Genomic DNA, 12,864 nt, shown 5'->3' on the forward strand with positions numbered 1-12,864 from the left:
GGTTCTTCTTGCGATCGATTGGGGTAGCCTCTGGTCTGCGATAGCCAAGTCGTACCGATAGCAAAGCGGTAGCCAACGCCGATCACCGGACGGCCGCATCACCCCTCATGCGGACGACCGGAAGACGAGACGATAGGGCAGCAGCTCCTGGTGCTGCCGGATGCCGGGCTTCGCGTCCCATAGCCGCTGGAACACGCGCTGCGTCGCCGGACCGAACTGGTCGTAGGGCACATGCACGGTGCTGAGCCAGGGCGCCAGCCACTCGTTGAGCGGGTTGTCGTCGAAGCCGAACAGCGCGACGTCGGCCGGCACGCGCAGGTTCACCTCGCGGCAGCGCCGATGGACGCCATAGGCGATCAGGTCGTTGCCGCAGAAGATCGCGCGCGGCAAAGGCTGGCGGTCGAGCAGCTCGACCGCGGCCGAATAACCCGCCGACATGGTGAGCGCCGCCTCATGCACGCCGCGATCGTCGAGCCGAACGCCCGCGGCCGCGAGCCCGTCGCGGAAGCCCTCGAAGCGCTCGCGGCTGGCGGAGGAGCCGGAGGGCCCGTGGATGACCGCGCAGCGCTGATAGTTGCGCTCGACGAAATGCTGGCCGATCTCGCGGCCGGCGGCGTAGTTGTCGATGCCGACGAAGGGCCCGCCGCCCGCCATGGGCGGCTTGCGGTTGATGAAGACCAGCGGCGTGGCCGCCGCCACCAGCCGCTCGAGGCCCGGGCTCGGCACGGCGCCGAGGAGCGCGATGCCGCGGGCGAGATGGCCCTCCATCTCCTCGAGATAGGCATCCTGGACCGCGGGGTTCTCGGCGGTGTTGCAGAGGATCATCGCGGTCGAATCGGCCCTGAGCGCCGATTCGACCGAATGCGCGATCGCGGCATAGAAGGCGTTGGTGGTATCGGGGATCAGCATGCCGACGAGATGGCTCTCGAGCCGGCGCAGCGCGCGGCCCACCCGCGTCGGGCGGTAGCCCATCTCGGCGATGACCGAGCGGACCCGCTCGATGGTCTCGCCCGAGACCTTCTTGTCGATGCCGTTGAGGACGCGCGAGACGGTCGCGATCGAGACGCCGGCCTTCTCGGCCACATGCTCGATCGTGACCTTGCCGGAGGGGCGCGAGCCCCTTACGCCGCGGATCGGTCCGCCGTTCTGAGGACGTGGCATTGCCATCCCCGCCTCGCCCGTTTCCCGTCAGCCGGCGAAGCGCGGCTCGGGCAGGCCGCGCACGCCCAGCCCTTTGACCGCGAAGAGATGACCCGCCTCGGCCTCCTTGGGCGGCACGCCGTTGATCGCGCGCGCCATCGAAGTCACGTAGAGGATGTCGAGATCGGGCCCGCCGAACATCACGCTGGTGAGGCTGCCCACGGGGAACGCGATCTCACGGTCGATGCGGCCGTCCGGCGCATAGCGGACGATGCGGTTGCCATAGACCTGCGCGTTCCAGACGAAGCCCTCGGAATCGACGGTCGAGCCGTCGGGCGCGCCCGGGTCCTTCGTCACCACCCAGGGTCGCTTGTTGGTCGCAGCCCCGGTGGCGAGATCGTAGTCGTAGGCGTAGATCGTCTTCTTCCAGGTGTCGGCGAAATAGAAGGTCTTGCCGTCCGGGCTCCAGCAGGGGCCGTTGGAGCAGATGATGCCCTCGTCGAGCTGCTGCGTGCGGCCGTCGCTATGGAGGCTGTGCAGCCCGCAATTGTCGCGCTTCTCCTCGTAGTCCATCGTGCCGGCCACGAAGCGGCCGCGTCGGTCGACCTTGCCGTCGTTGAAGCGCGTGTTGGGACGGTCGGCTTCGGGATCGGCGATCGGCGTCGCGCGGGCCGTGGCGAAATCGTAGAAATGGAATCCGTTGCGCAGCGCCACGACCGCGCCGCCCTTCTCGCGCAGCGCCATCGAGCCGATATGTTCGGGCACCGGCCACCAGCGCACGTCGCGCCCGACGGCGTCGCAGCGCCAGATCGACTTGCCGAGGCTGTCGATCCAATAGAGCCGCTGCTCCTGGACGTCCCAAAGCGGGCCTTCGCCCAGCTCGTTCCGCGCCGGAACGAGCACCTCGATCGAGACCATGCCTGCCTCCCCTGGTCCTTTTCCCCGTCGGGCCCGAGGGAAAAGGTTTTCCTTTTTCGGTCTTGCGCCTCGCCCCGGATCCAAGCCGGAAAGAAAGCGCCGCCGCTTTTTTGATCGGAAAAGCCTGCCATCAAGGCAAAAGCCTGGTCAAGATATCATCAGCACTGCCTTGTTTTTGCCCAAGCCATTCCCAAAATCGGGAATCCGGCCGGCTATGGCATTGCAGCAATGCCTGAAAAGCTGGCAATCGTTTACCTAAAGCCACGCCGGATAAGCGGAATCGCGGGTGGCCGCGCGCAGCGGCGGCCGGCCCTTCGCCGCAGTTGCGCAATGGCGATGGAAGGAAGGTCAGCCGGCGAAGCGAGGCTCGGGCACGCCTTTGACGCCGAGGCCGGTGATGGCGAAGAGGCTGCCGCCGAGCGGCCCGTCCTCCGGGAATCGCGGCAGCGGCGGCTTCGCCATCGAGGTCACATAGAGGATGTCGAGGTTGGGTCCGCCGAAATTGACGCTCGTCACCTTGAGCACCGGCATCTTGATGGTGCGGTCGAGCCTGCCGTCGGGCGCGTAGCGGCGGATCTCGCCGGCATAGACCAGCGCCATCCAGACATAGCCCTCGGCATCGACCGTGGCGCCGTCGGGCGCGCCGCCGGTGCCCTTGACCGAGCAGAAAGTGCGCTTGTTCGAGGGCGTGCCGGTCTCGAGATCGTAGTCATAGACCGAGATCGCTTCCGACCAGGAATCGGCGAAATAGAAGGTCTTGCCGTCCGGGCTCCAGCAGGGGCCGTTGGAGCAGATGATGCCGTCCTCGAGCTTGTGCACGGAGAGATCGGGATCGAGGCGATAGAGCGCGCCGATCGGACCTGATTCCATCATGTCCATGGAGCCCGCGATGAAGCGGCCCTTCTTGTCGACCTTGCCGTCGTTGATGCGGGTCGTGGGCTTGTCGGGCTCGGGATCGTGGATGAGCTCGGTCTTGCCCGTCTTGAAATCGAGGAAATGGAATCCGGTCTGGAGCGACAGCACGGCACCGCCTTTGCGCCGCAGCGCCATCGAGCCGATCTTCGCCGGCACGTCCCAGGTCTGGATCTCCTTGCCCTCGGGCGTGGCGCGCCAGACCTTGTTGCCGAAGCTGTCGATCCAATAGAGCCGCTGCTCTTCGACATCCCACAAGGGGCCCTCGCCCAGGATCGTCTTGCAGTCGACGAGCACCTTGATGTCCATGACCGAATTCCTCCCTGGCTGCCGACGCCTTGTTCGCCGGCGTTCGATGCGGCCCTTACTAAGCAGCGTGTAAAATTTACCTGCAAGAGGCGAGGCGCCGAGGGCGTGTAAAGAACGGGCCAGCCACGCTTTGCAGTGGAAACCCTGCCGGCCGGCGCGTCAGGATGGCAGCCATGAATGCCGGGGCCGTCCGTCGTCGTCTGCTACGGCTCGCACCGCGCCGCGAGGATCGCTTCATCCTCCTCGTCGAGGCGCTGCTGCTGTTGGGGCTGCTGCTCGCCTGGCACGCGGCCAGCCGGCGCCCGCTGGGTGCCGCCGATATCGCGATCTGGCTGATGGCGGCGACACCGCTCGCCTTGTCGGCAATGACACAGACGCTGCCGGTGCTCGCGGGCGGCCATGGGCTCGCCGCGGGCTCGACGGCGCTCCTGGTGAACGCGGTGGTCGCGATCGCGCCGATCGCGAGCGGCACGGATGCGCTGCTCTGGATCGTGGTGGGGCTTGCGCTCGGCGCCGCCGTCGGCGCCGTCAACGGCACCTTGATCGGGCAGGCCCGGCTGCCCACGATCGCCGTCACCTTCGCGACCAGCGTCGCCGTCGCGAGCCTGGCGCAGTATCTCGCCGCGAACGCGCCCGCGCCGACCGGTGCCTCCTCGATCCTGCAGGACGCGCTCGATCTGGGGTCCTGGTGGCTGCCCCTGCTGCTGATCCTCGTCTTCTGCGCCGGCGGCATCGCCTTGCAGATGTCGTCGCTCGGTCGCGGTCTGGCGGCGATGGGCCATCGCCCGGGACTGGCCCAGCAGTTCGCCCTGCCCACCGCGCGCTGGCGCATGCTCGCCTACACGATCGCGGGCCTCGGCTATGGGGCCACCGGCGTCTTCCTCGCGGCCCAGGTCGGCTCGGTCGACCTGGTGATGGGGGCGCCGCTGCTGCTGCAGATCTATGCCGCGGTGGCGCTGGGCGGCGGCGTGCCGGGCTTGCGCGCGGGCTCGGTGCCGGGATCGCTCCTGGGCGCGCTCGTCGTCTCGGCCACCGGCAATCTGATGCTGCCGATCGGGCTCGACGATTATCTCTCGAGCGGCTTCGATGCCTTCTGGCTGCTGCTGGGCCTCGCCTCCTGCGTCGCGCTGGTCCGGCTGCGGCCGCAAAGCGCGATCATGCCGCCGCCCTTGCCCGACCCGCCCGCCACGAACAGCGGCCTCGCGATGCTGGCGCTGGGGCTGCTGTCGATCCTGGTGCTGCTCTTCATCGAGCCCGCCAACCGCGACCTGCTGACGATCGCCAGCCTGTTGCCGCTGCTCGTGGTCGGGCAGGGTGCCGTGATGCGCGCGGGCGGCCTCGATTTCGCCATGCCGGCCCTGGTCGCGTTCGCCGGCATCGGCATCGTGACGCTGTCGCAGGGGCTGAACGATCTCCTGCCGCTGTCGGTGCCGGTGATCCTCATCGTCGCGATCCTCATCGGCGCGCTCCAGGGCCGCATGGCGCGCCGCTTGCGCCGCGGCATCGTGGTGCTGGGACTGGCGCTGGGCGGGCTGCTGCTGACGGTGGCCGATGCGCTGGTGGTGGAATCGCCGACCGGCTTCGCGCCCTCGATGCTGACCGGGCTCGCCACGACGCGTTGGGGCGGGCTGCCGCCGGTCGTCTGGTTCGCGGTGCCGCTGGCTCTGGGATCGGCCTGGTGGCTCGACCGCCATGGCCCGCATTGGCAGCGAGCGGCCTACTGGCTGAGCGCCGTCATGGCGGCCTTGTTCGGGCTGGCGATGGCGGGCTTCGCCGGGCAGTACAAGCTCGGCACCATCGACACCTACCTGACGCCGACCTTCGTCGCGGCCGTGCTGGGCGGCATCTCCTTCATGGGCGGCCGCGGCAGCCTGCTCGCGGGCATCGGGGCCAGCCTGCTGATCACGGCGCTCGACAGCCTGCTGATCGCGGCCGGCTGGTCCTTCGAGTTCCGCCTGATCGGTTTCGCCGCGCTGCTGCTGCTCGCGGTCGCGTGGCAGGAGAAGGAGTTCAAGCCCTTCTTCCGGCTTCAGGCCCTGCTGCCGGCGGCAAGGCGCGAGCGATCATGAAAACCCCGCCCCTCCCGCAGGGAGGGGGCTGAAAGAGACAGGATCAGCCCAGCGCCAGAAGCGAATCCCGGACCCGGGTCAGGTGGCGGTAGAGCACCTTGCGGGCCGCCTCGGGGTCGCGCTCCTTCAGCGCCGCCACGATCTCGGTATGGTCACGGTCGTAGCTGTTGCGGACCTCGGGCGTCAGGCTGCGCTTCTTGAGCCGGTACCAGTCGGGCTCGTTGCGCACGACATTGATCGCCTCGCACCAGGCCATCAGGATCGCGTTCTTGGCGGCCTTGAAGATGGTCAGGTGGAGCTGGGCGTCCCAATGCTCGAACTCGGCCAGGCCCTTGGCCGCGATCGAGTGCTTGAGGGCCTGCTCGATCTGGGCGATGTCCTCGGCCGTGGCCCGGCTGGCGGCCAGGGCCGCCATCTGTGGCTCGATGATGATCCGGACCTCCATCAGGTCCGCGGGGCTCGCCCCCCGGAGCTTGGTGGTGAGGTCGCCGCTCATGCTCCCGTTGAGGGCATGACCGTTCCCGTTATGGCCGTTATGGCCATTGGTCCCGTTGGACTTCCCGTCGGAGGGGGAGCGGACGAAGGTGCCGCGCCCGACATGGCGCTCGAGCAAACCCTCGTCCTCCAGGAGCTTCAGCACCCGCCGCAGGGTGTTGCGGGCGAGGCCGAACTGCTCGGCCAGGGCGCGCTCGGGCGGGACCTGCCGGCCTGCCGCCCAGCCGCCGGAGGCGATCTGGTTGCGGAGCTCTTCGGTGACGGTTTGTAAGCGCGCAGACTGACCGTGTGTTGTCATGGTATTTGATCCTTTGAACCAACTTTGAACCATTAAATGCTGCATTGCAAGCCCAAAAAATAGGCAGTTTGCCTCTTGACTCTGCCCACCTGCGATGCAGAATTAGACAACAATTGGATCAATGGTTCAATAATGGTTCAAATCCAGGGAGGATGCCGGTGAAGCTGGTGGTTTTCGAGCGTGAAGGCCGCCGGGGTGTCGGCATCCTGGAGCAGGAAGACCGGGTCCGCCCCTACCGCCTGACCGACGCCGAAGCCGCCCAAGGTCTCCAGCCCATCATCGAGGCCCGGCTCGCCGGCCGGGTCCTGCCGCTGGCGGATGTCACGGTGGCGCTGGAGGGGGTCCGGCTGGTGGCGCCCTTCCCCCACCCCCGGCGCAACATCTTCTGCGTCGGCAAGAACTATCACGAGCACGCCCACGAGTTCGCCCGGAGCGGGTTCGATTCCTCGGCCGCCTCCGGCGCCGTCCCCGACGCCCCCATCATCTTCACCAAGGTGCCGGAGACCGTGACCGGCCCCCACGACCCGATCCTGATGGAGCCCCGGGTCTCGGCCGCGGTCGATTACGAGGCCGAGCTCTGCGTCATCATCGGCCAGGGCGGGCGCGGCATCGCCAAGGCCGAGGCCCTGGCCCATGTCTGGGGCTACACCATCGTCAACGACGTGACCGCCCGCGACCTCCAGGCCAAGCACAAGCAGTGGCTGATCGGTAAGTCGCAGGACAGCTTCTGCCCGATGGGCCCCTGCGCCGTCACGGCCGACGAGATCGACCTCGCCGACACGCCCGTGCGCTGCTGGGTCAATGGCGAGCTGCGGCAGAACGCCAATACCCGCGACCTGATCTTCGACGTGCCGACCCTGATCGAGACGCTCTCGGCCGGCATCACGCTCCTGCCCGGCGACCTGATCGCGACCGGGACGCCGGTCGGCGTCGGCATCGGCTTCAACCCGCCGCGCTATCTCAAGCCCGGCGACCGGGTCCGGGTCGAGATCGGCGGCATCGGCCAGATCGAGAACGAGGTCCAGGAGTTCCAGGCGCAACGGCGCGCGGGCTCGGCGGCATGAGCACCCAGACCATCGAGCGCATGGCGGTCGAGGTCGAGGGCGAAGGCGACCCGATCATCCTGGTCCATGGGCTCGGCGGCAGCTCCAACACCTGGACGCCGCAGCTCGGCATCTTGGCCGGCCGCTACCGCATCATCCGCCCGGACCTGCAGGGCTCGGGCCGCAGCCCGCTGGGCGCCGGACCGCTCTCGGTCGACGGTTTCGCCGACAGCCTGATCCGCATGGCCAAGGTGCTGGGCGTCGAGCGCGCCCATTTCGCCGGCCATTCGCTGGGCACCATCATCCTGGAGAAGATCGCCATCGCCGAGCCGCGGCTGGTGCGCAGCCTCACGCTCTGCGGGCCGCTCCTGGCGCCGCCCGACCAGGGCCGCCAGGGCCTCAAGGACCGCGCCGCCAAGGCGCGCGCCGAAGGCATGGCCGACATCGCCGACGCGGTGCTGGCGGGCGCCGTCTCCGCCCATTCCAAGCAGGCCAATCCGGTGGCGCTCGCGGCCGCGCGCGAATCGCTGATGCGCCAATGCCCGCAAGGCTACGCCGCGACCTGCGAGGCGCTGGCCGCGGTCGAGGCCGCCGACGTGACGCGGATCACGGCACCCACGCTGCTGATCGCGGGCGAGAACGATCCCGTGGCGCCGCCCTCGATCGCGCGCACGATCGCCGACCGCATCAAGGGGGCCCGCGTCCATGTGCTGCCGCGGATCGCCCATTGGACCACCTTCGAAGCCGCCGCCGAGGTCAACGCATTGATGAAGGACTTCCTGGCGGCGCAGCGCTGACCGACTGAACTGAACGGCTGGATCGATCGCCTGAGGCTTCCGCCAAGATCCCGTTCCAAGGGACAGGGAGGCCGGGCCAACCCCCGGGAGGGACGAGACCATGAGTAACGTGCTCTTCACCAACGTCCGCATTTTCGACGGCACCGGCGAGCATCCCTATACCGGCGAGGTGCTGGTCCAGGGCAACCGCATCAAGCATGTGGGCCGCGGCAGCCGCACCGTGCCGGTCAACGGCAACACGGTCATCGACGGCGCCGGCTGCACGCTGATGCCGGGCATGACCGAGGCCCACACGCATTTCTCCTGGAACAACGCGGCCAGCCTCGACGCGATCTTCCGCATGCCGCCCGAGGAGCACACGCTGCTCGCGGCGAGCTCGGCCAAGACCTATCTCGACATGGGCTGGACCTCCTGCGTCGGCGCCGCGGCGGCCAAGCCCCGGCTCGACGTGGTGATCCGCAACGCGATCAATTCCGGCCAGATCCCCGGTCCGCGCTATCTCGCCAACAGCCAGGAGATCGCCACCATGGGCGGTCTCGGCGACACCAACCCGCCCCATGTGGACGCGCCCGAGATGTCCTTCGGCTGGGTCGTCACGGGCCCCGAGGAGATGCGCAAGGCCGTGCGCATGTTCATCAAATACGGCGTCGATCTCATCAAGCTCAATCTCTCCGGCGAGGAGATGACCGACACCAAGGCGCAGGAAACGCCGATGGCGGAGGAAGAGATCGTCATGGCCGTCACCGAGGCCAAGCGCCGCGGCATCCGCGTCTGCGCCCATGCCCGTTCCGACGAATCCGTGCGGCTCTGCATCAAGCACGGCATCGAGATCATCTATCACGCCTCCTACTGCACCGACGAGACGATCGACCTGCTGGCGCAGCACAAGGACAAGTTCTTCGTGGCGCCGGGCCTGGGCTGGCTCGTCAACACGGCGCGCAATGCCGGTCCCTTCGGCATCAAGCCGGATTCGCCGCTCGGCATCTATTATGAGCGCGAGCTCCATATCGCGATCGAGACCATGCGCAAGATGCACCGCAAGGGCATCCGCGTGCTCCCCGGCGGCGATTACGGCTTCGCCTGGACCAAGCACGGCGCCAACGCCAAGGATCTCGAATATTTCGTCGACATGCTCGGCATGAGCCCGATCGAGACGCTGATCGCTGCCACGCGCTATGGCGGGCAGATCATGGGCCGGCCGGGCGAGCTGGGCCAGATCAAGACCGGCTATCTCGCCGACATGCTGCTGATCGACGGCGATCCGGTCGCCAATATCCGCATCCTGCAGGACCGCAACCGCATCCTGGCCGTGATGAAGGACGGCGAGTTCTTCCGCTCGCCCGATATGCAGCCGAGCCGCGCGCGCGTCGCGGTCTAAGGCTTGGGATCGGCAACAGCGATGCGTTCCGACGGGCCGCCGGCGCGACGCTCGCTCCCCCTCACCCGCGATCGGGCGGGCCCGGGGAGCGAGCGCTGCGCCCATCAGATGGCGGGACTGATCACCAGCCTGCCCAAGGCAAAGGCCGCTTCGCCGGCCGAGACGCCGGAGCCGGAGAACGGGAGCTCGAGCCCGGCTGCCAAAAGGCGACGGGCGTGAAGCTCTTCCTGCTCACCTTCATGAACGGGCTGACGCTCGCCGCCCTCTATTTCCTGGTGGCGAGCGGCTTCACGCTCGTGTTCGGCCTGATGCGCAACGTCAATCTCGCGCATGGCTCGCTCTATCTCCTGGGCGCCTATATCGGCTTCAGCACGGCGCAATGGACCGGCTCCTGGTATCTGGGCGTGGCCGCGGGCTTCTTCGGCATGGCGCTGGTGGGCCTGGCGCTCCAGATCTTCGTCTTCCGTCACATGGAGGGCCAGGATCTGCGCCAGACCATGGTGACGATCGGCATCTCGATCGTGCTCGCCGACATCATGCTCTGGATCTGGTCGGGCAACACCTACCAGTTCCAGGCGCCGGACATGCTCTCGGGCGTGGCCCATGTGCCGTTGGTCCGGGTCTATCCGGCCTATCGCCTGGTGGTGCTGGGAGTCGCCATCGTCATCGGCGTCGGGCTCTGGCTGTTCCTCAACAAGACCGCCATCGGCATGATGATCCGCGCGGGCGTGGACGACCGCGCCATGCTGTCGGCGACGGGCGTCAACGTGCATCTGATCTTCGCCGTCACCTTCGCGATCGGCGCGGGCCTCGCGGGCTTCGCGGGCGTCGTCGGCGGCACCGCCCTCTCGATCGCACCCGGCGAGGATGTGCGCTACCTCCTCGCCTCGCTGATCGTCACCATCGTCGGCGGGATGGGCTCGATCACGGGTGCGGCCATCGGCGCGCTCCTGATCGGGCTCGCGGAGCAGTTCGGCCTCGCCTATTCGCCGACCTATGGCGTGGTCTACACCTTCCTCATCATGGTCGCAGTCCTGGCCTTCCGCCCGCAGGGTATCATGGGCAAGCGGGCCTGAGGCCATGAGCAGCATGACCGACACCAAACCCGCCACCCCGACCTCGCTGCCGGAAGAGCTCGCCGACAAGCTGCGCCCGCATCATTTCCTGATCGCGGCCTTCCTCCTGGCCTATCCGCTGATCGCCAGCGACTTCTGGATCGTGCAGATCGGCGCCCAGACCTTCTTCATGGGGCTGATCGGCCTCTCGCTCATGCTGCTCGCGGGCTATGGCGGCATGGTCTCGCTGGCCCAGCTCGCGATCGCGGGCCTCGCCGGCTACATCTATGCGATCCTCGGCGAGAACTCGATGAATCTCGGCCTCGGCTGGCCCTGGTGGGTGGTGATCCCGCTGGCGCTCGCCATCGCCGTCGCCTTCGCCACCATCGTGGGCACGCTCTCGGTCCGCACCGAGGGCATCTACACCATCATGATCACGCTCGCGATGAGCGTGGCGCTCTTCTATTTCTGCCAGCAGAACTACTCCATCTTCAACGGGTTCAAGGGCTATGCGGGCCTGGCGCCGCCGCAGGTCTTCGGCATCGACTGGCGGGCGCCCGTGCCCTTCTACTACTTGGCGCTCGCCGTCGGCGCGCTCGGCTATTTCGGCGTGCTCTGGCTGTCGCGCTCGACCTTCGGCATCGCGCTCCAGGCGATCCGCGACAATCCGCGGCGCATGGCGGCCCTGGGCTACAATGTCCGCGCGCATCGCATCGCAGCCTATGCCGTGGCGGGCCTGCTCGCCGGCTTCGGCGGCCTCTTCCTGGTCTGGTTCAACGGGCGCATCTCGCCCGGCACGATCAATGTCGGCAACGCGATCAACATCCTGGTGATCGCCATCCTGGGCGGCCTCAGGCGTCCGATCGGCCCCTTCATCGGCGCGCTCATCTTCCTGCTGCTCGACAATTTCGCGATCGACCTGATCGACCGCGATCGCTTCAACCTGGTGATCGGCGCCGCCTTCCTGGCGGTCGTCCTGTTCTCGCCGGACGGCGTGCTCGGCCTTTGGGACGGGCTCAAGCGCCGGCTGGCCAAGACCGCGGCTGAACGCGGCAAGGATATGAGGGTTCGTTAGTTGATCATCGATACCGCGGCACCAGACCGGATCAACGTCAGGGGGTGAGCGGTGGGCAAGACAAGAAACGGGAGGAATCGAACCATGATCTCACTATCGAGACGGATCCTGCTGCAGACCGCGGCGGCGGCCGTGGCGATCGGCCTCGGGGCCGGCGCCGCCAAGGCCGAGGACACCATCAAGGTCGGCGTGCTGGCGACGCTGGAAGGCGCTTTCACGGTGCTGGGCGAAGACAGCATGCGCGGCTTCGAGCTCGCGCTGCAGCAGCATAACGGCATGGCCGGCGGCAAGAAGATCGTCGTGGTCACGGGCTCGTCGGACGCCTCGCCCGACAGCGCCATCGCCGCGGCGCGCAAGCTGGTCGAACAGGACAAGGTCGACATCCTGATCGGGCCGCTCTCGGGCTCCGAGGGCCTCGCCGTGAAGGACTACGCCAAGACCCAGCCGCAGGTGACCTTCGTCAACGGCACCTCGGCCGCGCAGGACACCACGCTCCGCAACCCGGCGCCGAACTTCTTCCGCTTCACCACCGACGGCGTGCAGTGGCAGGCGGGCCTCGGCGAATACGCCTTCAAGGACAAGGGCTACAAGAAGGTCGTGTCGATCGCCGAGGACTACGACTTCCCCTACTCGCAGGTCTTCGGCTTCATGGCCGAATACTGCAAGGCGGGCGGCCATGTCGTCGACAAGTTCTGGGTTCCGATCGGCACCAAGGACTTCTCCTCGATCGTCGCCTCGATCCCCGAGGATATCGATGCCATCTATGTGGCGCTGGGCGGCGCCGACGCCGTCAACTTCCTGACCCAGTACCAGGATGCCGGCGGCGACAAGCCGCTGGTCGGCGGCTCGATCACGGTCGACCAGACCGTGCTGGGCTCGGAAGGCAAGCGCAAGGACGCGCTCATCGGCACGCCCTCGGCCGGCCCGATCGCCGACAATTGGGACGATCCGCGCTGGCACAAGTTCGTGGCCGACTATCAGAAGGCGTTCCCGAAGGGCTTCCCCTCGCCCTCGCTCTTCGCCCATGGCTACTATGTCGAGACCGAGGCCGTGCTGACGGCGCTCGACAAGGTCGGCGGCGATCTCTCCGGCGGCCAGAAGAAGTTCCGCGACACGCTGGCGGCGCTCGAGATCGACACGCCGACCGGCAAGGTCCATCTCGACAAGAACCGCAACGGCATCGCCGACATCTTCCTGACCGAGGTGGCGGTCGGCTCCGACGGCAAGCTCTACAACAAGGTGGTCCGCGTCATCCCGCAGGTGCCGCAGACCATGGGCATGGACGAGGCCGCCTTCCTGGCCTTGGGCCCGGCCACCCGCGACAACCCGTCCTGCCCGTAACGGCGGCCGGGATGACACGGGACTTGAAGACCGG

The 12,864-nt window shown here is 67.6% G+C and carries 11 protein-coding genes; 7 read left to right on the forward strand and 4 right to left on the reverse strand.

Annotated features, from left to right (window positions below):
* Positions 1-105 precede the first annotated feature (105 nt).
* The 3 genes from FRZ61_RS20540 to FRZ61_RS20550 all read right to left on the reverse strand — a co-directional run bounded on the left by FRZ61_RS20540 (position 106) and on the right by FRZ61_RS20550 (position 3,279).
* A complete protein-coding gene (locus FRZ61_RS20540; RefSeq protein WP_191909126.1) occupies positions 106-1,161 on the reverse strand; it encodes a LacI family DNA-binding transcriptional regulator in 1,056 nt (351 codons plus the stop codon).
* Positions 1,162-1,188: 27 nt separating this feature from the next.
* A complete protein-coding gene (locus FRZ61_RS20545; protein ID WP_151119489.1) occupies positions 1,189-2,058 on the reverse strand; it encodes an SMP-30/gluconolactonase/LRE family protein in 870 nt (289 codons plus the stop codon).
* Positions 2,059-2,406: 348 nt separating this feature from the next.
* Positions 2,407-3,279 (reverse strand): SMP-30/gluconolactonase/LRE family protein, encoded by an 873-nt coding sequence (locus FRZ61_RS20550; RefSeq protein WP_151119490.1) that lies wholly within the window; start codon positions 3,277-3,279, stop codon positions 2,407-2,409.
* A 173-nt stretch (positions 3,280-3,452) separates the two neighbouring features.
* Between FRZ61_RS20550 and FRZ61_RS20555 the strand changes: the two genes are divergently transcribed.
* Entirely contained in the window at positions 3,453-5,348 is a 1,896-nt protein-coding gene (locus FRZ61_RS20555; RefSeq protein WP_191909127.1) for an ABC transporter permease subunit, read from the forward strand.
* 43 nt (positions 5,349-5,391) lie between these two features.
* Here the strand turns inward: FRZ61_RS20555 and FRZ61_RS20560 are convergent, their stop codons facing one another.
* Positions 5,392-6,141: a FadR/GntR family transcriptional regulator gene (locus FRZ61_RS20560; protein ID WP_191909128.1), complete on the reverse strand. Its 750-nt coding sequence runs from the start codon at positions 6,139-6,141 to the stop codon at positions 5,392-5,394.
* A 158-nt stretch (positions 6,142-6,299) separates the two neighbouring features.
* Between FRZ61_RS20560 and FRZ61_RS20565 the strand changes: the two genes are divergently transcribed.
* From FRZ61_RS20565 to FRZ61_RS20590, 6 genes are all read left to right on the forward strand, one after another.
* The gene (locus FRZ61_RS20565) at positions 6,300-7,205 is read left to right on the forward strand and encodes a fumarylacetoacetate hydrolase family protein (protein WP_151119493.1); all 906 of its coding nucleotides are present in this window, start codon (positions 6,300-6,302) and stop codon (positions 7,203-7,205) included.
* The gene (locus FRZ61_RS20570; protein ID WP_151119494.1) at positions 7,202-7,981 is read left to right on the forward strand and encodes an alpha/beta fold hydrolase; all 780 of its coding nucleotides are present in this window, start codon (positions 7,202-7,204) and stop codon (positions 7,979-7,981) included. Before FRZ61_RS20565 ends, FRZ61_RS20570 begins: the two co-directional genes overlap by 4 nt.
* A 100-nt stretch (positions 7,982-8,081) precedes the next feature.
* The gene (locus tag FRZ61_RS20575) at positions 8,082-9,359 is read left to right on the forward strand and encodes a metal-dependent hydrolase family protein (protein ID WP_151119495.1); all 1,278 of its coding nucleotides are present in this window, start codon (positions 8,082-8,084) and stop codon (positions 9,357-9,359) included.
* Positions 9,360-9,574: 215 nt separating this feature from the next.
* The gene (locus tag FRZ61_RS20580) at positions 9,575-10,435 is read left to right on the forward strand and encodes a branched-chain amino acid ABC transporter permease (RefSeq protein WP_225308921.1); all 861 of its coding nucleotides are present in this window, start codon (positions 9,575-9,577) and stop codon (positions 10,433-10,435) included.
* 13 nt (positions 10,436-10,448) lie between these two features.
* The gene (locus FRZ61_RS20585) at positions 10,449-11,489 is read left to right on the forward strand and encodes a branched-chain amino acid ABC transporter permease (RefSeq protein ID WP_191909130.1); all 1,041 of its coding nucleotides are present in this window, start codon (positions 10,449-10,451) and stop codon (positions 11,487-11,489) included.
* Between the two features lie 84 nt (positions 11,490-11,573).
* Positions 11,574-12,830 carry an ABC transporter substrate-binding protein gene (locus tag FRZ61_RS20590; protein ID WP_151119497.1) on the forward strand — a complete coding sequence of 419 codons (1,257 nt, stop codon included), beginning with the start codon at positions 11,574-11,576 and terminating at the stop codon, positions 12,828-12,830.
* Positions 12,831-12,864 lie beyond the last annotated feature (34 nt).

This window comes from Hypericibacter adhaerens (assembly GCF_008728835.1).
GTDB classification, from domain to species: Bacteria; Pseudomonadota; Alphaproteobacteria; order Dongiales; family Dongiaceae; genus Hypericibacter; species Hypericibacter adhaerens.

Bases quoted from the DNA above. Each gene is read 5' to 3' on its own strand.
- FRZ61_RS20540 (WP_191909126.1), bottom strand. From the start codon at position 1,161: ATGCCACGTCCTCAGAACGGCGGACCGATCCGCGGCGTAAGGGGCTCG.
- FRZ61_RS20545 (WP_151119489.1), bottom strand. From the start codon at position 2,058: ATGGTCTCGATCGAGGTGCTCGTTCCGGCGCGGAACGAGCTGGGCGAA.
- FRZ61_RS20550 (WP_151119490.1), bottom strand. From the start codon at position 3,279: ATGGACATCAAGGTGCTCGTCGACTGCAAGACGATCCTGGGCGAGGGC.
- FRZ61_RS20555 (WP_191909127.1), top strand. From the start codon at position 3,453: ATGAATGCCGGGGCCGTCCGTCGTCGTCTGCTACGGCTCGCACCGCGC.
- FRZ61_RS20560 (WP_191909128.1), bottom strand. From the start codon at position 6,141: ATGACAACACACGGTCAGTCTGCGCGCTTACAAACCGTCACCGAAGAG.
- FRZ61_RS20570 (WP_151119494.1), top strand. From the start codon at position 7,202: ATGAGCACCCAGACCATCGAGCGCATGGCGGTCGAGGTCGAGGGCGAA.
- FRZ61_RS20575 (WP_151119495.1), top strand. From the start codon at position 8,082: ATGAGTAACGTGCTCTTCACCAACGTCCGCATTTTCGACGGCACCGGC.
- FRZ61_RS20585 (WP_191909130.1), top strand. From the start codon at position 10,449: ATGACCGACACCAAACCCGCCACCCCGACCTCGCTGCCGGAAGAGCTC.
- FRZ61_RS20590 (WP_151119497.1), top strand. From the start codon at position 11,574: ATGATCTCACTATCGAGACGGATCCTGCTGCAGACCGCGGCGGCGGCC.